The organism is Streptomyces triculaminicus, assembly GCF_017349075.1.
GTDB lineage: Bacteria > Actinomycetota > Actinomycetes > Streptomycetales > Streptomycetaceae > Streptomyces > Streptomyces triculaminicus.
Map to the genome: position 1 here is coordinate 391737 of NZ_JAFMOF010000005.1, position 19346 is coordinate 411082.

Sequence of the window (19346 nt, forward strand, 5' to 3'; positions counted from 1 at the left end):
TATTTCACATTGTCAAGCAAGCGAGTAGCCTGTTTCGTATGACTCCTCAGACGCCGCGGACCACGCCGCACACCGACGCCCTGACCCTCGAGGTGGTCGAACTGGTCGGGACGGTCGTGGCGCGCTACCACGAGGAATACGAGGAGGCCGCCGCCAAGCACTCCCTCACCGGTGCCCAGGCGCGCGTCCTCGCCCTGCTCTCGCGCGAGCCGATGCCCATGCGGCGCATCGCCCAGAAACTCAAGTGCGAGCCCTCGAACGTCACGGGGATCGTCGACCGGCTGGAGGGCCGCGGCCTGGTCGAGCGCCGTCCCGACCCCGACGACCGCCGCGTCAAGCTCGCCGCCGCCACCGAGGACGGCCGGGAGACCGCCGGCCGGCTGCGCGCGTCGCTGAACTTCGCCCGCGAGCCGCTGGCCGGGCTCTCCGCCGAGGAGCGCACGACGCTGCGCGACCTGCTGCGACGGATGCTGGGCGAGACCCCCTGACGGACGGCCCCGGCCTATTCCATCCACCCCGGTCTACTCCGGCAGGACCAGCGCGCCGGCCGTCACCACGGTCCCCAGGCGCGGCATGTCCAGCGCCACCGAGGCGCGGTGCTCCTCGGCCGTCAGGGCGCTCATGGCGTCCTCCACGAAGACCACCTCGTAGCCGTGGTCGACGGCGGCCCGGGCCGTCGACTCCACGCCGAGATTGGTCGCGATGCCGGCGAGGACGAGCGTGCGCACGCCGCGCTCGCGCAGCCGCGCGTCCAGCTCCGTGCCGTGGAACGCGCCCACGGACCGCTTGACGATCTCGATGTCGCCCGGCTCGGCCAGCCCCGCGAGCAGCCCGCTGCCGGGCGGCTGCTCGGCGAGGCCGGGCCGCTCCACCCGTACGAGCGCGACCGGCGCGCCCGCCTTGCGGAAGGCGCGCGCCAACTCCGCCGCCGCAGCGGCCACTTCGTCTCCCGATCGCGGAGCGAGCGGCAACGCCACGACGCGTTCCATGAGATCGACGAGGACGAGTGCGGTGCGCTGGGCGTCGATTTCCGTCATGGTTCCAGACCGTACCGGCCGCGACCACGGCGTGGGCGGCCTCCGGGCCGGCTCAGGACTGCCGGGAGGTAAAGCTTGCGCGAAAGAAGGGCTTCGCCCGGCACGCCGCGGCCGGCGGCACAACTCCCGGCGGATCTCCGGTCGGTCGCGCGCCGGGACGCCCGGGTGCGCGACGATGGCCCGCATGAGACCGGAGCACGACCCCGCACCCGGCGGCACCGCCGCCTTCGGCCCGCTGGAGTTCCAGCTCGTCCTGCTGCGCCGGATGGCCGACCACCAGCCCGGCCTGGTCGAGGACGCCCTGCGCGAACTGGGCGTGGGACGCGCCGAGATACGCGAGGCCAACCGCCGCTGGCAGGCCATGCTGCACTCCCCGCGCCGCCGTGGCGCCGGGGTGCGCTACCGCTCCGTCCTCGGCCCGCCCGAGACCGTCGGCCAGCGCCGGGTGGGCGACCTCGCCTTCGAGGCGACGACCTGGCCGGTGCCGCTCTGGCCCGACCTGCGCTTCGAGGTGCTGGCCGCGCCCGGCGGGGCGGTCTGGAACGAATGGCTGGTCCGCGCCCCCGGCGCGCCCGCCGCCGTGCCGCGCACGGTCGAGGAGCTGCTGCCCTGGTCGTGCACGGTGGACGAGGTCGCGCGGGCCTTCGCACCGGCCCGCCCCATGGAGGGCACGGCCCCCACCCGCTGGCGGCTGGCCTTCACCGCCCCCGACGCCACCGGGGCGCGCGGCGGGTATGTGGCCGAGTTCACCTGGGGCCTCTTCCAGCGGCTGGTTCCGTAGGGCGCCATGACGGCCCGGCCGCGAGGCCGTCTCGCACCACAGGGGGAGGCGAACTGGCCGATCGGCCGAGGCGGGGCGCGGGGCCGGTCCCTAGGTTGGAGGCCATGTCCCGTGCGTCCCGTCGAACCCTCCTGCCCGTCCTCGGCCTGCTGTCGGCCGTGGCGGCCGCGCTGCCGGCCGCCTGCGCGCCGGGCGGCGGGACCGACAAGCCCATCGGCGGGCCCGCCCGGGCCGAGGAGCCGTCGCGGGTGTCCATCCCGTCCATCGGCGTGGACAGCCCGCTGATCCGGCTGACCCGGGGCAAGGACGGTGCCGTGCGGGTTCCGCCGCCGGAGAAGGGCATGACCGCCGGCTGGTACACCGGCAGCGCCCAGCCCGGCGCCCCGGGCGCCGCCGTCATCGTGGGCCACAGCGACGCACACGGCGGCAAGGCCGTCTTCCACGACCTGGACAAGGTCGGCGAGGGCACCGTCATCGACATCCGGCGCGGGGACGGCGAGGTGCTGCACTTCGCGGTGACCGGCACCGAGAAGGCCGCCAGGGGCGCCTTCCCGGACCGCAGGGTCTACGGGGAGACGAAGGAGAGGGCGCTGCGCCTGGTCACCTGCGCGGGCGAGCACCACGCCGGCGACGGGGACCGGGCGGAGAACCTGATCGTCTACGCGACGCTCAGGCCCTGACAGGCCCTGGCCCCCGCCCGGAACGCCGTGCCGGGCTCAGGCGAGCCCGGCGTCCAGCGTGATCGTCGTACCGGTGAGCGCCTGGCTGACCGGGCAGTTCTTCTTGGCGTCCTCGGCGGCCGCGACGAAGCCCTCCTCGTCCAGGCCGGGCACCGTACCGCGGGTGGTGAGGTGGATGCCGGTGATGCCCTCGCCGGGCTGGAACGTCACCTCGGCCTTGGTCTCCAGCCGGGTGGGCGGGGTGCCGGCGCCGGTCAGGCCGTGCGAGAGGGCCATGGAGAAGCAGCTGGAGTGCGCGGCGGCGATGAGCTCCTCGGGGCTGGTCTTGCCGTTCGCCTGCTCGGCACGGGAGGGCCAGGAGACGGGCTGCTCGCCGATGCCGGACGAGTCGAAGGAGACGACGCCGCTGCCCTTGAGCAGCTCGCCCTCCCAGACGGTGGTCGCGATGCGGTTGGTGGCCACGCTGTTTCCTCCCACGAAAGATCCCATGACGGACGGTCATCACACCATCAGGACAACGTCCCGATCATCCTGCGCCCGCCTACCGGCCCCCGGCTCCGACACGCCCGTTCCAGGCGACCAGCGCGGGTCTGCCGTGCTCGGTGCCGATCCGGCTGACGGTCCCGGTGTCGAGCCGGAACAGCGCCCCGGCCGACGGCGGCAGCCCGAGCCTACGAGCCGTCAGCACCCGCAGGAAGTGGGCGTGGGCGACCAGGACGATGTCGCCTCCGCCGTCCTCCCCCAGCCGGGGCCCGATGCTCGCGAGCACCCGGTCCGCGCGCTCGCCCACCTGCGCGGGGCTCTCCCCGGGGTGCCCCGGCGGGCCGGGCGCCACCCCGTCCTCGAAGAGGAACCAGCCGGGCCGCTCGCGCCGGATCTCGGCGGTGGTGATGCCCTCGTACCCGCCGTAGTCCCATTCGTGCAGGTCGTCCACGGTCTCGGGGTTCTTCAGGCCGGCCAGCTCGGCCGTGCGCGCGGCGCGGGCCATGGGGCTGACGAGGACCTCGGCGATGTCCCGCTCCGCCAGCCACGGCCGCAGCGCCTCCGCCTCGCGTTCACCGCGCGCGGTCAGCGCCACGTCGCTGTAGCTGGTGTGCCGCCCGTCGCGGCTCCACTCGGTCTCGCCGTGCCGGATCAGCAGCAGCTCACGCATCGGTGCCCGGCGCCTGCGCCTCGCCCTGGGCCTTCTCCTGCGCCTGCACCACGGAGGCCTTGACCTCGTCCATGTCGAGCGCGCGGGCCTGCCGGATGACGTCCTCCAGCGCGGGCTCGGGCAGCGCGCCGGGCTGGGCGTAGACGGCGATGTTGTCCCGCACGATCATCAGCGTGGGGATCGAGGTGATCTCGAAGGCCGCCGCGAGCTCCGGCTGGGACTCGGTGTCGACCTTGGCGAACACCAGGTCGCCGTGCTTCTGCGCCGCCCGCTCGAACACGGGCCCGAACTGCCGGCACGGCCCGCACCACTCCGCCCAGAAGTCGATGAGCACGAACCCGCTGCCCGCCACGACCTCGTCGAAGTTGTCCTTGGTCAGCTCCACCGTGCTGCTGCTCATCAGCGCCTACCCGCTTCCGGTTGTCTCGGTCGTCCAGTGTGGCTCGGGGACGTTACCGGTAACGAGGCGGCACGGCCCACTATTCCGTACGCGAGCCCGCCCGTCGCGCGGCGGCGACGGCCTCCCGGTCCATGGCGCGGGCGCGGGCGCGCAGGCCCGTGCCGTAGTGGCGCAGGAGGAGGACGGCGGTGGTGGCGAGGCCGGCGAGGAGGCCGAGCCAGACGCCGAGGGTCCGCAGGTCCGCCGCGTACGCGAGGAGCCATGCGGCGGGCAGTCCTACGACCCAGTAGCCGACGAGGGTGATGCGGAAGCCGCTCCTGGTGTCGTCGAGGCCGCGCAGGAGGCCGACGCCGATGTTCTGGGCGCAGTCGAAGAACTGCAGGACGGCGACGACCAACAGCAGCCGGGTCGCGATCGTCACGGCCCGGTCGTCGCCGCCCGCGTCGCCCGCGTCCAGGAACGGGCGCAGCACCAGGTGGGGCAGGGTGAGGTAGACGACGGCGACGGCGGCCATGACGGCGGCGCCGCAGGCGAGGGCGGTGTTCTTCAGGCGCCGGGCGGCCTCGGGGCGGCCGAGGGCGAGTGCGCGGCTGACGTTGACGGAGGCCGCGTGGGAGAGGCCGACGGCTACCTGGAAGACGATGTAGACGAGCTGGTTGACGGCGGTGTGGGCGGCCAGGGCGGCGCTGCCGAAGGAGCCGGCCATCAGGGCGGTGACCGAGAAGAAGCCGGCCTCCGACCCGTAGGTCGCGGCGATGGGGACGCCCAGGCGCAGGAGTTCGCGCACGGTGGCGCCGTCGGCCTTGAGCATCTCGAGGCCGAGCAGCGGGGCGAGGACGGTGTCCCGCTTCGCCGACGCGTACAGGGCGAGGAAGGACAGGAGGTGGACGGCGGAGGTGGCCACGCCGATGCCGGGGAGGCCCAGTTCGGGCAGGCCCCAGGTGCCGTGGATGAGCAGCCAGTCGAGGCCCGCGTTGACGGCGACGGAGGCGAGGGTGATGCGCAGGAGCGCCTGCGGGCGCCGCATGCCGACGGTGAACTGACGGATCGCCTGGAACCACAGGCACGGCAGCAGGCCGGGGGCCAGCGCCACCAGCATCGTCCGGGCGCGGCCGGCGACGGCCGCCTCCTGGCCGAGCCCGGTGAGCCCCTGGCCGACGAGGAGCATCACGGCGCCTCCGGCGAGGCCGGCGAGCGTGGCCACCACCATGCCCGCGCGGACGATTCCTCGGACGTCCTCGCGGGTCCGGGCGGTGTCGCCGCCGGGGGTCTCGGCCCGGGCGGCGGCGGCCGCGACGCGGTTGCCCACGCAGGTCACCAGCCCCACGCCCATGGTGCGCAGCTGGTTGAAGAGGACGAGGGCCAGGCCGCCCGCCGCCAGGTCCCGGGTGCCCAGCAGGCCCATCATCACCGTGTCGGTGGTGGTCAGGGCCACCTGGGCCAGCTGGGTGAGCACCAGGGGGACGGCGAGGGCGGCGAGGGCACGGCTGTCGCGCAGGAGGGCGGTGGGCCGCGTCGGGGGCGTCACTTCGTGCGGAGCTTGGTCAGGGTCTCGTCGATCTCGCGCTCCACGGCGGGGTCGATGAGGTTCCGGCGGTGCATCCGGTCGTCGTCGAAGACGGTGTCCATGTACTTCTCCCCGCCGTCGTTGACGAGCGCGACCATCGTGGTGTCCGGCGGCAGGGACGGCAAGCGGTGCAGCGCCTCGTACACCACGCCGCCGGCGGATCCGCCGATGAGCAGGCCGGTGCGGGCGACGACGCGGGCGGTCTCCTCCAGCTCGGCCCCCGGCCCCCGGCCGCCGACTGGGCCCTGATGATCCGCGAGAACGCCCCCGGCGCCCTCCTCAACCCCTGGGCCGTCGTCGCGCCCAGCCTCGCCATCGGCCTGCTGGCCGTGAGCGTCAACCTCGCCGCCGACGCCCTCACCCCCGGCGCCCGCCCGGCACGGGCGACGGCACGGACCCGACGCCCTCACCCCGGCGAAGGGACCTCCCCGGCCATGACCGACAACTCCCCTACGGTGGTGAGCGTCACCGGCCTCGAGATCCGGCTGCCCGACGGGCCGGTGCTGCTCGCCGGGGCCCGCCTCACCCTCCGGCGCGGCCGGATCACCGCCCTCACCGGCCCCTCCGGCTCCGGCAAGACCACGCTGCTGCGCGCCCTCGTCGGCGACCTGCCCGCCGGCGCCCACGTCGCGGCGGGACGGATCGACGTCCTGGGCCACGACGTCCTCGCCCTCCCCCCGGACCGGCTGCGGCACCTGCGCCGCCACCGCGTCGCCTACGTCGGCCAGGACCCCGGCTCCGCCCTCGACCCCCGCATGCGCGTCCGCCGGCTCGTCGCGGAGACCGCCGCCGACCCGTCCCCTCGGGCCGTACGGAATCTGCTCGCCGAATGCCGCCTGCCCCTGGACGACGGACTGATCGATCGCCGCCCGGGCGCCCTCTCCGGCGGCCAGCAGCGCAGGGTCGCCCTGGCCCGCGCCCTCGCCCGGCGCCCCGACGTCCTCCTGCTCGACGAACCCACCGCGGGGCTCGATACGGCCCTGCGCGACGAGATCGCCGGCCTCCTGCGGTCCCTGGCCACCACCCGCGACATGGCGGTCGTCCTCGCCTGCCACGACCCGGACCTGGTCGGCCGCTGCGCCGACGAGGTCGTGGAGCTCGCCCCGGCCCTGCGCCCGGCGCCCCGGCCGGCCGTGCCCACGGGCCGCCGAGGCCGCGCCGGGGCCGGCCCCGGTGACACGCCGGGGGCCGGGCTGGCCGCCCATGGCCTCGAGGTGACGTTCACCCGGCGCGGGCACGCGCACCGGGCGCTGGCCGGGGTCGACTTCGCGGCGGCTCCGGGTAGCGCCGCCGGTGTCGTCGGCCCGTCCGGTTCCGGCAAGACGACGCTGCTGCGCGTTCTCGCCGGGCTGCGGCGGCCGGACGCCGGCACCCTCACCCTCGACGGCAGGCCCCTGCCCGCCCTGGCCCGCGAGCGCGGCCGCGGCGGCGGGCGCCGCGTTCAACTGGTCCCGCAGAACCCCCTCGGCACGCTCAACCCCGCCCGGACCGTCGGCGCCGCCCTCGCCCGGCCCCTCCGCCTGCACCGGACCACGGCGAAGGCGGACGTCGCCGGGCGGGTCGCGGAACTCCTGGGCGACGTCGGCCTGCCCGTCGGCGTCGCCCGCCGCCGGCCCCACGAGCTCTCCGGCGGGCAGCGCCAACGCGTCTCCATCGCCCGCGCCCTGGCCTGCGCCCCCGACGTCCTGCTGTGCGACGAGGTGACCTCCGCGCTCGACCCCAGCACCGCCGCGGCCGTGCTGGACCTCCTCACCGGGCTGCGGGCCACCCGCCGGCTGACGCTCGTCCTGGTCAGCCACGAGCTCGACCTCGTCGCCGCCTACACCGACACCGTCCACATCCTGGCAGCGGGCCGCGTCACCGCGAGCGGGCCCACCGGCCGTCTGCTCCCGGCGCGCCGCTAGGGCGCGCGCCCCCGGACAGCACGACGCCCCGCCCGGTCGGAGCCGGTCGGGGCGTGGAAACCGCAGGTCGCATCGTTTCTGCACCTGCAACGTGAAGTGGGGCGGGTGGGACTCGAACCCACGGCCGACGGATTATGAGTCCGCTGCTCTAACCGGCTGAGCTACCGCCCCGTTCACGGCGCGTCGCGCACATCTGTGCGCGCCGTCTGCCGCAGCATAGCCGCTCATACGATCTGCTGCCCCGGAGGGGCCGTATCGTGTGATCGGTCTGACCATGAGGACTTCGATCACGGCGGTTCGGTTCCCTCCGGAATGAAAAAAGGACCCCGGAGGGGTCCTCTCTCACTGCTCCCCCGACTGGACTCGAACCAGTAACCTGCCGATTAACAGTCGGCTGCTCTGCCAATTGAGCTACAGGGGACCGCGCTCCCCCGACTGGACTCGAACCAGTAACCTGCCGATTAACAGTCGGCTGCTCTGCCAATTGAGCTACAGGGGATTGTCGCGTTTGCCTCGAATGCACCTTTGACCGGTCTCCCGGGCGGCGTGCGCTCGCTGCGAGACATAGATTAGCGCAAGCAGGGGGGTGCTCCGCCAATCGGTATCCCCCTGCCCCGGGAGTGACCATCGGCCCGGCCGGGTAGGCGGCGGGCACAGCGGATCCGAGACGAACCCCCCGAAGGTCCCGGGAGAAGTCCCGGGGAAGCGGAAGGAAGGGGCGCCATGCGCTACCGGCTGACGTTCATCACCGGCGTGGCTGTCGGCTACGTGCTCGGCGCGCGGGCCGGGCGCGAACGGTACGAGGCGCTGCGCAAGGGAGCGCAGCGGGTCGCGCAGAACCCCGCCGTGCGCAACACCGTGGAGACCGCCGCCGTGAACGGCCGGGCCATCGCGGGCAAGGCCGCCGGCCGGATCGGGGACCGGCTGCCGGGCTCGGTCGCCGGCCGGATCCGCTCCCTGCGCGAGCAGCGCGGCGCCGACGAGGACGACTGGGGCACGAGCAACACCTGACCGGATGCCCCGATGAGGCCCGGGGTTTGGCATCATCTCGGCATGGGCATAGTCGCCGGGTTGGACAGTTCTTCGGAAAGCACGCGCATCGTCGTCTGTGACGCGGACACGGGCACCGTGCTCCGGCAGGGGTACGCGCCCCACCCCCCGTCGGTCCCGGAGGGCGATCCCCAGGCGTGGCTGATGTCGCTCGGCGACGCCGCCACGGGCGGGCTGCTGGAGGGCGTGCAGGCCATCGGCGTCTCCGCCCAGCAGCACGGACTCCTCACGCTCGACGCCGGCGGCGTGCTCGTGCGCCCCGCCCTGCTCGGCAACGACAAGCGCTGCCAGGCGGCGGCCACCGAGCTGGCCGACGCGCTGGGCGGCCGGGCCGCGTGGGCCGAGGCCGTCGGGGCGGTGCCGCAGGCGGCCCAGGCGGTGGCCAAGCTGCGCTGGCTGGCCCGTAACGAACCCGAGTCCGCCGCGCGCGTGGCGGCGGTGCTGCAGCCGCACGACTGGCTGGTCTGGCAGCTGCTGGGCCGCCCGCTGCGCCGTACGACGGACCGCGGCGACGCCTCCGGTACGGGCTTCTGGTCCGCGGCGACCGGCAGCTGGCGGCCGGACCTGGTGGAGCTGGCGCTGGGCCGCCAGGCGGCGCTGCCGGACGTGCTGGCCCCCGCCGAGCCGGCCGGTCACACCCCCGAGGGGCTGCTGATCTCGGCAGGCACGGGCGAGACGATGGCGGCGGCCTTCGGCCTGGGCGTGGGCCCGGGCGACGCGGTCGTCTCGCTGGGCGCCTCCGGCTCGGTCTTCGCCGTGCACCACTCCGCGCTGGCCGACTCCACCGGCACCATCACCTCCTTCGCCGACGCGACCGGCATGCACCTGCCCGTGGTGCACACCCTCAACGCGGTGCGTGTGCTGCGCGGCACCGCCGAGCTGCTCGGCACGGACCTGCACGGCCTGTCCGAGCTGGCCCTGCTGTCCTCGCCCGGTTCGTACGGCATGGTGCTGCTGCCCTACCTGGAGGGTGAGCGGACCCCGCACCTGCCGCAGGCGGCCGGCACGCTGACCGGTCTGCGCCGCGAGAGCATGAAGCGCGAACACCTGGCCCGGGCGGCCTTCGAGGGCATGCTGTGCGGGCTCACGGACGCGCTGGACGTGCTGCGCGGGCGCGGCGTCGAGGTGCGCCGGGTCTTCCTGCTGGGCGCGGCGGCGGAGCTGCCGGCCGTGCAGGCGATCGCGCCGTCGCTGTTCGGCGTGCCGGTGGTCGCGCCGCAGCCGGCGGACTACGCGGCGCTGGGCGCGGCCCGGCAGGCCGCCTGGGCGCTGGGCGTCCAGCAGGGCGTGCTGTCCCCGCAGCAGCCTCCGCTGTGGCCCTCGGCCGCCAGCCAGGTCTTCGAGCCGACCGCCGACGACCTGCCGGTGGGGCAGGCGGTGCGGCAGCAGTACGCGACCGTGCGCGAGCAGACCCACCCGGGGGCCTTCGACGCCGTCTGACGCGTGCCGGTCCGGGGACGCGTCGGTCCGATACGCGTCAGTGCAGGTACGCGTCAGTCCAGGTAGCCGCGCAGCTGGTCGGCGAAGGCGTGGTCGCGCAGCTTGTTGAGGGTCTTGGACTCGATCTGGCGGATGCGCTCGCGGGTGACCCCGAAGATCCGTCCGATCTCCTCCAGCGTCCGCGGCCGGCCGTCGGCCAGGCCGTAGCGCAGCTGGACGACCTTGCGTTCGCGCTCGCCGAGCGTGGAGAGCACGGCCTCGAGGTGCTCGCGCAGCAGCAGGAAGGCGGCCGACTCCACGGGTGAGGTGGCGTCGCCGTCCTCGATGAGGTCGCCCAGCGCGACGTCGTCCTCCTCGCCCACGGGGGCGTGCAGCGACACCGGTTCCTGGGCCAGGCGCAGCACCTCGCTGACCCGTTCCCCGGAGAGGTCGAGCTGGGCGGCGACCTCCTCGGGGGTGGGTTCGTAGCCCCGCTCCTGCAGCATGCGCCGCTGCACCCGCACCACGCGGTTGATCAGCTCCACGACGTGCACGGGGACACGGATCGTGCGGGCCTGGTCGGCCAGCGCCCGGGACATGGCCTGGCGGATCCACCAGGTCGCGTAGGTGGAGAACTTGTAGCCCCGGGCGTAGTCGAACTTCTCGACGGCCCTGATCAGGCCCAGGTTGCCCTCCTGGACGAGGTCGAGCATGGTCAGGCCGCGGCCGATGTAGCGCTTGGCGACGGAGACGACGAGCCGCAGGTTGGCCTCGATCAGGCGGCGCTTGGCCATCCGGCCGAGCACGACCAGGCGGTCGAGGTCGAGGGCGAGCTGGGTGTCGAGGTCGGGAGTGGTGCTCAGCTTCTCCTCGGCGAACAGGCCCGCTTCGACGCGGCGGGCCAGCTCCACCTCCTCGGCGGCCGACAGCAGCGGGATGCGGCCGATCTCGCGGAGGTACTGGCGGAAGAGGTCGGAGGACGGCCCGCTGGTGTCGGCCCGCGCGGCCGGCTCCGGGGCGGGGCCGGGAGCGCTCTCCCGGTCGGGTCCGGGAGCGGGATCCGGGGCCGGCTCCTCCGCGAGGGCCAGGGTCTCGGACGCGGGCGGCTCGGCCTGCTGCGGCACGGTCGGTGCCGGATCGGCCTGGGCCTGAGGCAGGGTCGGGGTCCGGGTCTGCACGGGGGCGACCTCCAGGGTGATCGCTGCTGAGGCGGCAGAACATGCGGCGGAGCATTCGAAGCGCTACGCGGCCGGCCGCCTCCCGTGCCGGGGATCCCGCGCACGGTCGCGGAGGGGTCCGGGTCCGGCCGGCCGGACCGCCGCGCTCCGAGGAAGCGGGCACCGCCCACCAGTGTGGGGCACGACGCGGGCCCGCCACGAGGGGCGTGCGGGCACTTTCTGAGCCCGGACGGTGACCGGGCGGTTACAGCGCGGCCGCGCCGCGGTCCTTCAGGGCACGGCCGTACTGCTCCAGCACCCACAGCTCGTTGGCCACGGCCGCCAGGTGGTCGGGGTCGGCCTGGCTGCCCAGGCGGACCATGCTCGCCTGGACGTCCTGCACGCGGCGTTCCACCGCCCGCAGCCGGACCTGGACCAGCTGCACCCCGGCGTAGGCCTCGTCCACGGTCTTGGCGCGGACCGCCTCGACGGCGAGCTCGGTGACCAGCGAGCGGACGGTGTCGTCGGGGGCGGCGTCGCGGACCTTGGCGAGGTAGCCGGCGTCGGCCTGGGTGACGGCCTGGGTGACGCCGCCGGCCTGCTCGATGGCGCGGCGTACGAGCACGTAGGGCGCGGCGGTGAACTCGTCCTCGCCGTAGGCGTCGAAGGCGGGGGCGACCAGCGCGGGGTGCTGCAGGGCGAGCTTGAGCAGCTCGCGCTCGGTGAGCTGGGCGGGGCTGCGCAGGTTGAGCGCGGGGCCGGGCCGGGCCTGCGGGGCCGCCTGGGCGGTGGCGGGCGCCGTGCGCTGCGGGGAGCGCGCCTGGTCCGGCCGCTGGCCGCGCTCGCGGGCCCAGCGGGCCAGCTGCCCGACGCGGCGGACGACGAACTGGCTGTCGAGGATGCCGAGCATGCCGGCCAGCTGGACGGCGTACTCGTGCTGGATGGCGCTGTTCTTGATGTTCGCCACGATGGGCGCGGCGGCCTCGAGCGCCGCGGCACGGCCCTCGGCGGTGTCCAGGTTGTGCCGGGCGACGACCTGGCGGATGGCGAAGGCGAACAGCGGGGTGCGGGACTCCACCAGCGCGGCCACGGCGGCGTCGCCCTCGGCCAGGCGCAGGTCGCAGGGGTCCATGCCGCCGGGCGTGATGGCGATGGAGGTCTCGGCGGCGAACTTCTGGTCGTCCTCGAAGGCGCGCAGGGCGGCCTTCTGGCCGGCGGCGTCGCCGTCGAAGGTGAAGACGACCTCGGAGGCGGCGTTGTCCATCAGCAGCCGCCGCAGGATCTTGATGTGGTCGCCGGCGAAGGCGGTGCCGCAGGTGGCGATGGCGGTGGTGACGCCCGCGAGGTGGCAGGCCATGACGTCGGTGTAGCCCTCGACGACCACGGCCCGGTTGGACTTGGCGATGTCCTTCTTGGCGAGGTCGATGCCGTAGAGGACGTGCGACTTCTTGTAGATCGCCGTCTCGGGGGTGTTGAGGTACTTGGGGCCGTTGTCGTCGTCGCGCAGCTTGCGGGCGCCGAAGCCGATGACCTCGCCGGTGATGTCGCGGATGGGCCACATCAGGCGGCCGCGGAAGCGGTCGATGGGCTTGCCGCTGCGGCTGTCCTGGGCGAGGCCGGAGAGCAGCAGCTCCTTGTCGCTGAAGCCCTTGCCGCGCAGGAAGCGGGTGAGGTGGTCCCAGCCGGCGGGGCTGTAGCCGACGCCGAAGTGCTCGGCGGCGGCCTGGTCGAAGCCGCGGCCGGCCAGGAACTTCCGGCCGATCTCGGCCTCGGGGCTCGAGAGCTGGTCGGCGTAGAACCGCGCGGCGATCTTGTGGGCCTCGACCAGGCGGATGCGCTCGCCCTGCTGGCGGCCGGGGGTGTAGCCGCCCTCCTCGTAGCGCAGCGTGATGCCGGCCTGGGAGGCGAGGCGCTCGATGGTCTCGGCGAAGGAGAGGTGGTCGATCTTCATGATGAAGTCGACGGTGTCCCCGCCCTCCTGGCAGCCGAAGCAGTAGAAGAGCCCCTTGGCGGGGCTGACCTGGAAGGACGGGGACTTCTCGTCGTGGAAGGGGCACAGGCCCTTGAGGTTGCCTCCGCCCGCGTTGCGCAGCTGGAGGTACTCGGACACGACGGCGTCGATCGGGACCGCGTCCCGGACCGCCTTCACGTCGTCATCGTTGATCCTGCCTGCCACGCGTGAATTCTACGGTGACCCGGTGACACTCCCGTCCCCCGCGCCCTCCCCCGCGCTCGGGGCGAGCTTGATCGTGAACACGAAGTGCGGGCCCACGCCCTCCACCGTGAACTCCTCGCCCCGCGCCTCGAAGCCGTGCCGTTCGTAGAAGCCGCGGGCGCCGGTGCGGCCGTTGCACCACACCAGGCCGGCGCCCCGGGAGGCGGCCTCGGCCAGGCCCGCGCGCAGGACCGCTACGCCGTAGCCGAGGCCGCGCACGGCCGGGTCGCTGGCCATGCCGCGGAAGCGGTAGGCCGGCTCGCCCGTGCCGGGCAGCGGCTCGGGCAGGAACGTGACGCAGCCGCGCACGGCTCCCCGCTCGTCGTAGGCGGCGACGTGGAACGTGCCGGGGGCGGCGTCCTCGGGGAAGGCCGCCGCCCCGGCGGGCAGGCCGGGGCGCAGGACGGCGTGGCGCAGCGCGAAGACCTCCGCGACGGGCACCAGGGCGGTACGGATCGCGCTCACCCCGCCGCCAGCTCGGTCAGCGGGACGGACGGGTCGGCCAGGGCGTCCTGGTCGGGGCGGGCGCCGGCGCGGATGAGCCGCTGGATGTCCGGGGTGACGTCCCACACATTGACGTTCATCCCGGCGAGCACGCGCCCCTCGGACAGCCAGAAGGCGACGAACTCACGCTTGCCCACGTCTCCCCGGCACACCACCTGGTCGTACGAGCCCGGCGGCGCGTAGCCCGAGTACTCCATGCCCAGGTCGTACTGGTCGGAGAAGAAGTACGGCACCCGGTCGTAGGAGACCTCCCGGCCCAGCATCGCGCGAGCGGCGGCCGGGCCCTCGTGGAGGGCGTTGGCCCAGTGCTCGACGCGCAGCCGGGTGCCGAGCCAGGGGTGCTCGGCGGCCGCGACGTCGCCGGCGGCGAAGACGTCGGGGTCGGAGGTGCGCAGCGAGGCGTCGACGGCGATGCCGCCGCCGTCGGCGCGGTCGACCAGCGCCAGGCCCGCCGCCTCGGCCAGGGCGGTGCGCGGGGCGGCGCCGATCGCGGCGAGGACGTCGTGGGCGGGGTGCTCCTCGCCGTCGTCGGTGCGGGCGGCCAGGACCATGCCGTCGTGGCCGACGATCTCGGTGAGGCGGGCGCCGAAGTGGAAGCGGACGCCGCGCTCGCTGTGCAGGTCGGTGAAGAGCTGGCCCAGCTCGGGGCCCAGCACGGTGTGCAGCGGGGTCGGCTCGGGCTCGACGACGGTCACCTCGGCGCCGTAGCCGCGGGCGGCGGCGGCCACCTCCAGGCCGATCCAGCCCGCGCCGGCGATGACGAGGTGGCCGTTGTCGCGGCCGAGGGAGGACAGCACGCCGCGCAGCCGCTCGGCGTGCGCGAGGCGGCGCAGGTGGTGGACGCCCGCCAGTCCGGTGCCGGGGATGTCCAGGCGGCGGGGCTCGGAGCCGGTGGCCAGCAGCAGCTTGTCGTAGTGGACGACGGTGCCGTCGCCCAGGCGTACGGTCCTGCCCGCCCGGTCGAGGTGGACGGCGGGCTGGCCGAGGTGGAGCTCGACGTCGGCCTTGGCGTACCAGTCGGGCTTGTGCACGAAGACGCTGTCGCGGGCGTCGCGGCCCGTCAGATAGCCCTTGGAGAGCGGCGGGCGCTCGTACGGGTGCTCGCGTTCGTCGCAGATGAGGATCACCCGGCCGGTGAAGCCCTCGGACCGGAGGGTCTCGGCCGCCTTCGCTCCGGCCAGGCCCCCTCCGACGATGACGAACGTCTGGTTCGCGTCCACCACTTGCTGCCTCCTCGCTGCGCGCGGTGCGCCGGTCGCCCGGCGCGTCCGCGGTTGTCGTCCCCGGACGGGAAGAGCCACTGCCGAGAGTCCCGCACCCCGCGTGGCGCCGGTAGAGGGAGTACCCCGGTCGGGGTGCGGCCCGCAAGGGCCGTACGGGGTTACTCCTGGGGCACGGTGGGCAGTTCGCTGCGGGCCCCGACGAGCCGGGCGTGCAGGCCGCGGGCGGAGCCGTCGGTCAGCGCCGCGATCTGGTCGACGACCACCCGCATCCGGCCCGTGTCGTCGGCGGCCTCGGCGAACAGCGTGCGGAACTGCGGGTCGAGGCCCTCGGGAGCCCGGGCGGCCAGCGCGGCGCCGAGCTCGGCGATGACCACGCGCTGTTCGGCGCGCAGCTTCTCCTGGTCCTCGCGCTGCATGACGTAGCGGTCGGCGACGGCCTTGAGCACGGCGCACTCCAGGCGGGTGGCGCGCGGAACGACCAGCTCGGCCCGGTAGCGGGTGAGCCGGCCGGGCCCCCAGGCGGCCCGGGTGGCCCCCTCGGCGGCGAGGCAGAAACGGCCGATGAGCTGGCTGGTGGCGTCCTTGAGCCGGGCCTGGGCGACCGCCGTGCCGTCGTAGCCGTGCGGCCACCACTCCTGCTCGAGGAGGCGGTCGAGGGCCTCGGCGAGCTCGTCGTGGGCGGCGCCGGGGGCGTAGCGGCCGGCGGCGACCGCGAAGACCTCGCGGCGCTCGGGCTCGGCGAGCAGGACGCCCGGGTCGAGGTGGCCGGCGTGCAGGCCGTCCTCGACGTCGTGCACGGAGTAGGCCACGTCGTCGGCCCAGTCCATGACCTGCGCCTCGAAGCTCTGGCGGTGGCCGGGGGCGCCCTGGCGCAGCCACGCGAAGACGGGGGCGTCGTCGGCGTAGACGCCGAACTTGCGGGAGGCCGGGTCGGTGGGGTGGCCGCCGCGGGTCCACGGGTACTTGGTCGCGGCGTCCAGGGCGGCGCGGGTGAGGTTCAGGCCGACGCTGACCAGCTCCCCGGTGGCCGGGTCGGGCACGAAGCGCTTGGGTTCGAGCCGGGTGAGCAGGCGCAGCGACTGGGCGTTGCCCTCGAAGCCGCCGCAGGGCCCGGCGACTTCGTCGAGGGCCTGCTCGCCGTTGTGCCCGAAGGGCGGGTGGCCGAGGTCGTGGGCCAGGCAGGCGGTCTCGACGAGGTCGGGGTCGCAGCCGAGCGCCGCCCCCAGCTCGCGGCCGACCTGCGCGCACTCCAGCGAATGGGTCAGGCGGGTGCGGGGGCTGGCGTCCCAGGCCTGGGAGCTCACGCCGGGCGTGACGACCTGGGTCTTGCCGGCCAGGCGGCGCAGCGAGGCGGAGTGCAGCACCCGCGCCCGGTCGCGCTGGAAGGCGGTGCGTCCGGGCCTCTTGTCGGGCTCGGGCGCCCAGCGCTCCAGGTCCGCCTCCTCGTAGCCTGCGATGCCGTTCTGCTCTGACGCGGTCCCCGCTGTGCTGCCGTTCATACTCCCGACGGTAGCCGCAGGGTGTGACAGCAGCGACGCGCCTCGGGGGCGGGAACCGGCCGGACGTACCCTGCGTTGATCCATCGCGAACGGGGGAGGTCCCAATGGACATCGTGGGTCGGGTGCGAAGGGCACGCCTGCGGCTGCCCACCACACGAACCGGCAGACGGCACCTGGTGTGGGCCGTCATGACGGCGTGTGTGCTGGGGCTGCTGCCCGCCACATGGGTGTTCGTCTCGGGGACGCCCCGGGTGCGGGACATCGGCGAGGTGCCCTCCGCGCCGGTGGCGATGGTCTTCGGCGCGGGGCTCTGGGAGGGCAGGCCCTCCCCGTATCTGGCGCACCGTCTGGACGCGGCGGCGGAGCTCTACCGCGACGGCAAGGTGCGCGTGGTGCTGGTGACCGGCGACAACAGCCGCCGCGACTACGACGAACCGGACGCGATGCGCACGTACCTCGTCCGGCACGGCGTGCCGGACGACCGGATCGTCAGCGACTTCGCCGGCTTCGACACCTGGGACTCCTGCGCCCGCGCCGAGCGGATCTTCGGCGTGAAGCAGGCGGTCCTGATCAGTCAGGACTTCCACATACGCCGCGCGGTGGCTCTGTGCGGGGCCGCGGGCATCGACGCGTACGGCGTCGGGGTGGCCGCCCGGCACGACGCGACGTGGTACGCGGGCGGCACGCGCGAGGTGTTCGCCGCGGGCAAGGCGGCGCTGGACGCGCTGGTGCGGCCCAGCCCGGCGTTCCTGGGCCCGCACGAGCCGGGCGTCGAGCGCGCCCTGGCGGACGCGCGGAAATAGCGGCGGAGGAGCGGAGGAGCAGCGGCGGGCGGGGCCGGGCGTCTCAGTCGCGCCGGGGCTCGCGTCCGTTTATGGCGTCGACGTAGAGCTTGAAGATCTCGTCGTCGTTCATGGGGCTGTACGAGACCTTGTCGCTCTCCTCGCCGTCGGGCCCGCCGCCGTTGAGGCCGCCCAGGACGCCGATGAGGTCGCCGGTCTTGGTCTTCTCGTCGAAGTCGGCGAGCCAGGGGCTGCCCGAGGTGCCGGAGTAGAAGCCGTCGCAGCGCATCGTCATCTGCCGGTGGCCGGGCAGCTGGGAGGTCATGGCCGTGCAGCGGATGGCCCGGTCGGCGGGGTCGCTCTCGGAGCTGGGGTAGCCGATGACGGTGACCCGGTTGACGTAGCCGGGCGTGCGGACCAGGCGGTTGGCGCCGGTGACGCGCTCGAGCTGGCGGCCCCGGCCGTCGGCCTTGACGGTGGCGAAGGCGAAGTCGAGGTCGGAGCCGTCGCCGGTGTCCTCGCGCCGCGGGTCGACGAAGGAACGGTCCACCGCCCACACCCCGTACGGCTGCTTGGACTCGCCCTGGCGGTAGCCCGGCACGAAGGCGGCGTCGTCGCCGAAGCCGCAGTGGCCGGCCGAGATGATCAGATTGCCCTTGGGGCTGTGCACCACGCTGGCGGTGCAGTGGTGGTCCCGCATGTCCTCGCCGACGTAGAAGAGCACCCCCACCGTCGGCACCCCGTCGAAGTGGCGGGCGCTGCCGGTGATCGGCTGGGCGCCGCCGTCCTTGTCGCCGTCCGCGGCGTCCTTGGTGGCCGCGGACATCCGCGCGGGCCCCCAGAACCGCCGCGCCTCCTCGCTGGACCAGCCGTCGTCGCGGCCGTGTCCGCCGGCCCCTTCGGGCACGGCCGCCGCGAGCGCGACGACATAAAGCCCCGCGAACAGCGCCCGGACCCACCGGGCCCGGCTCCACCGGGAGAAACGCACGAGCACCCCCACCACGTCAGGAAGGTAGCGACAGGCTAACCGCATCCGGGGTGAACGCCACGCACCGGGCTGTATTCCGCATGGTCATTTTGCGCATGGTCGGTAGTGCCCATAGTCGGTAGTACGCCGGTAGTACGCCTGCCGTGGCGAGCTTCCGCTTACCGCGGGACGCAGCCGGCTCACCCGCCCCACTGGTCGTAGGCCAGCTTGCACACCAGTGCCAGGACCACCACGACCAGCACGCCCCGCACGAAGCCGCTCCCGCGCTTGAGGGCCATCCGGGCGCCCAGCGCCCCGCCGGCGAGGTTGAAGACGGCCATCGGGGCCGCCACCTGCCACAGCACGGCCCCCTGCGCCGTGAACGTGACCAGGGCGCCCACATTGGTGCAGACGTTGACGATCTTCGCCGTACCGGAGGCCGTCACCAGGTTCATATGGAGGATCCCGGCCAGCGCGAGGACGAGGAAGGTGCCGGTCCCGGGGCCGATCAGCCCGTCGTAGAAGCCGATGACCAGGCCCGCGACGAGGATCGCGGCGAGCACGCGGCGCCCGGTGGGCGGGGCCGGGTCCGCGACCGTGGTGCCGAACGTCGGCCGCAGCAGCACGAACGCGAGCACCGCGAGCAGGACGGCCATGATCAGGGGCCGCAGCACGGCGCTGTCGATGCCCGCGGCGAAGAAGGCTCCGGCCAGCGAGCCGCCGAGCGCCGCCAGCCCGATCCGCGCGGCGGTGCGGACGTCCACGGGCGCCTTGCGGGCGTAGGCGACGGCGGCCGCGGACGTCCCCCAGATGGCGACGGCCTTGTTGGTGCCCAGGACGTGCGCGGGCGCCATGTGCGGCAGCCCCACCAGCAGGGCGGGCAGCTGCAGCAGACCGCCGCCGCCCACCACGGCGTCGATCCATCCGGCCGCCGCCGCGGTGAGGCACAGCACGGCCAGCGTGGTCAGCGATATGTCGGGGATCACCGGCGCGATCGTACGCGCACGG

The 19346-nt window shown here is 74.4% G+C and carries 20 protein-coding genes and 3 tRNA genes; 7 read left to right on the forward strand and 16 right to left on the reverse strand.

Annotation, left to right across the window (positions count from 1 at the left end; genetic code table 11):
- The first annotated feature begins 38 nt into the window (after positions 1-38).
- Positions 39-488, forward strand: coding sequence for a MarR family winged helix-turn-helix transcriptional regulator (locus tag J1792_RS30140; protein ID WP_086571187.1), 450 nt, complete (start codon positions 39-41; stop codon positions 486-488).
- A 33-nt stretch (positions 489-521) separates the two neighbouring features.
- On the opposite strand, the gene J1792_RS30145 is transcribed toward J1792_RS30140, so the two are convergent.
- The gene (locus J1792_RS30145) at positions 522-1037 is read right to left on the reverse strand and encodes an isochorismatase family protein (RefSeq protein ID WP_086571185.1); all 516 of its coding nucleotides are present in this window, start codon (positions 1035-1037) and stop codon (positions 522-524) included.
- Positions 1038-1221: 184 nt separating this feature from the next.
- Here J1792_RS30145 and J1792_RS30150 point away from each other — a divergent pair, with 184 nt between their 5' ends.
- Positions 1222-1818 carry a hypothetical protein gene (locus tag J1792_RS30150; RefSeq protein WP_086571183.1) on the forward strand — a complete coding sequence of 199 codons (597 nt, stop codon included), beginning with the start codon at positions 1222-1224 and terminating at the stop codon, positions 1816-1818.
- Between the two features lie 104 nt (positions 1819-1922).
- Complete coding sequence (locus tag J1792_RS30155) at positions 1923-2498, forward strand: class F sortase (RefSeq protein WP_207248606.1); 576 nt, start codon at positions 1923-1925, stop codon at positions 2496-2498.
- Between the two features lie 36 nt (positions 2499-2534).
- Here the strand turns inward: J1792_RS30155 and J1792_RS30160 are convergent, their stop codons facing one another.
- From J1792_RS30160 to J1792_RS30180, 5 genes are all read right to left on the reverse strand, one after another.
- Positions 2535-2960, reverse strand: a complete 426-nt coding sequence (locus J1792_RS30160; protein WP_086571179.1) for an OsmC family protein — start codon at positions 2958-2960, stop codon at positions 2535-2537.
- Positions 2961-3039: 79 nt separating this feature from the next.
- Entirely contained in the window at positions 3040-3651 is a 612-nt protein-coding gene (locus J1792_RS30165) for a histidine phosphatase family protein (RefSeq protein WP_086571177.1), read from the reverse strand.
- Positions 3644-4051 (reverse strand): thioredoxin, encoded by a 408-nt coding sequence (gene trxA / locus J1792_RS30170; protein ID WP_086571176.1) that lies wholly within the window; start codon positions 4049-4051, stop codon positions 3644-3646. Before trxA ends, J1792_RS30165 begins: the two co-directional genes overlap by 8 nt.
- A gap of 79 nt (positions 4052-4130) precedes the next feature.
- On the reverse strand, positions 4131-5579 hold the full coding sequence (locus J1792_RS30175; RefSeq protein ID WP_086571174.1) for an MATE family efflux transporter: 1449 nt from the start codon (positions 5577-5579) through the stop codon (positions 4131-4133).
- Positions 5576-5743: a hypothetical protein gene (locus tag J1792_RS30180; RefSeq protein ID WP_278251530.1), complete on the reverse strand. Its 168-nt coding sequence runs from the start codon at positions 5741-5743 to the stop codon at positions 5576-5578. Before J1792_RS30180 ends, J1792_RS30175 begins: the two co-directional genes overlap by 4 nt.
- A gap of 3 nt (positions 5744-5746) precedes the next feature.
- On the opposite strand from J1792_RS30180, the gene J1792_RS30185 reads away from it, so the two are divergent.
- A complete protein-coding gene (locus tag J1792_RS30185) occupies positions 5747-7522 on the forward strand; it encodes an ABC transporter ATP-binding protein (RefSeq protein ID WP_372446200.1) in 1776 nt (591 codons plus the stop codon).
- A gap of 97 nt (positions 7523-7619) precedes the next feature.
- Here J1792_RS30185 and J1792_RS30190 read toward each other — a convergent pair.
- From J1792_RS30190 to J1792_RS30200, 3 genes are all read right to left on the reverse strand, one after another.
- A tRNA-Ile gene (locus J1792_RS30190) sits at positions 7620-7693 on the reverse strand.
- Positions 7694-7870: 177 nt separating this feature from the next.
- Positions 7871-7943: transfer RNA gene (locus tag J1792_RS30195), tRNA-Asn, on the reverse strand.
- Between the two features lie 5 nt (positions 7944-7948).
- A tRNA-Asn gene (locus J1792_RS30200) sits at positions 7949-8021 on the reverse strand.
- Between the two features lie 224 nt (positions 8022-8245).
- On the opposite strand from J1792_RS30200, the gene J1792_RS30205 reads away from it, so the two are divergent.
- Both J1792_RS30205 and J1792_RS30210 read left to right on the forward strand, forming a co-directional pair.
- A complete protein-coding gene (locus J1792_RS30205) occupies positions 8246-8533 on the forward strand; it encodes a hypothetical protein (RefSeq protein WP_086571173.1) in 288 nt (95 codons plus the stop codon).
- Positions 8534-8575: 42 nt separating this feature from the next.
- Positions 8576-10012, forward strand: coding sequence for an FGGY family carbohydrate kinase (locus tag J1792_RS30210; protein WP_207248608.1), 1437 nt, complete (start codon positions 8576-8578; stop codon positions 10010-10012).
- Between the two features lie 53 nt (positions 10013-10065).
- Here the strand turns inward: J1792_RS30210 and J1792_RS30215 are convergent, their stop codons facing one another.
- From J1792_RS30215 to J1792_RS30235, 5 genes are all read right to left on the reverse strand, one after another.
- Positions 10066-11169, reverse strand: coding sequence for an RNA polymerase sigma factor (locus J1792_RS30215; protein ID WP_372446201.1), 1104 nt, complete (start codon positions 11167-11169; stop codon positions 10066-10068).
- A gap of 244 nt (positions 11170-11413) precedes the next feature.
- Positions 11414-13324, reverse strand: a complete 1911-nt coding sequence (gene dnaG / locus J1792_RS30220) for a DNA primase (protein WP_086571169.1) — start codon at positions 13322-13324, stop codon at positions 11414-11416.
- Between the two features lie 9 nt (positions 13325-13333).
- Positions 13334-13828 carry a GNAT family N-acetyltransferase gene (locus J1792_RS30225; protein ID WP_179198940.1) on the reverse strand — a complete coding sequence of 165 codons (495 nt, stop codon included), beginning with the start codon at positions 13826-13828 and terminating at the stop codon, positions 13334-13336.
- The gene (locus tag J1792_RS30230; protein WP_086571166.1) at positions 13825-15090 is read right to left on the reverse strand and encodes an NAD(P)/FAD-dependent oxidoreductase; all 1266 of its coding nucleotides are present in this window, start codon (positions 15088-15090) and stop codon (positions 13825-13827) included. Before J1792_RS30230 ends, J1792_RS30225 begins: the two co-directional genes overlap by 4 nt.
- Before the next feature lie 158 nt (positions 15091-15248).
- Positions 15249-16589, reverse strand: coding sequence for a deoxyguanosinetriphosphate triphosphohydrolase (locus J1792_RS30235; RefSeq protein ID WP_086571164.1), 1341 nt, complete (start codon positions 16587-16589; stop codon positions 15249-15251).
- Positions 16590-16693: 104 nt separating this feature from the next.
- On the opposite strand from J1792_RS30235, the gene J1792_RS30240 reads away from it, so the two are divergent.
- Positions 16694-17392, forward strand: coding sequence for a SanA/YdcF family protein (locus tag J1792_RS30240; protein WP_086571162.1), 699 nt, complete (start codon positions 16694-16696; stop codon positions 17390-17392).
- Positions 17393-17435: 43 nt separating this feature from the next.
- Here J1792_RS30240 and J1792_RS30245 read toward each other — a convergent pair whose 3' ends face one another.
- On the reverse strand, positions 17436-18374 hold the full coding sequence (locus J1792_RS30245) for a trypsin-like serine peptidase (protein WP_242705053.1): 939 nt from the start codon (positions 18372-18374) through the stop codon (positions 17436-17438).
- A gap of 164 nt (positions 18375-18538) precedes the next feature.
- On the reverse strand, positions 18539-19321 hold the full coding sequence (locus tag J1792_RS30250; RefSeq protein WP_086571197.1) for a sulfite exporter TauE/SafE family protein: 783 nt from the start codon (positions 19319-19321) through the stop codon (positions 18539-18541).
- Positions 19322-19346: the final 25 nt, after the last annotated feature.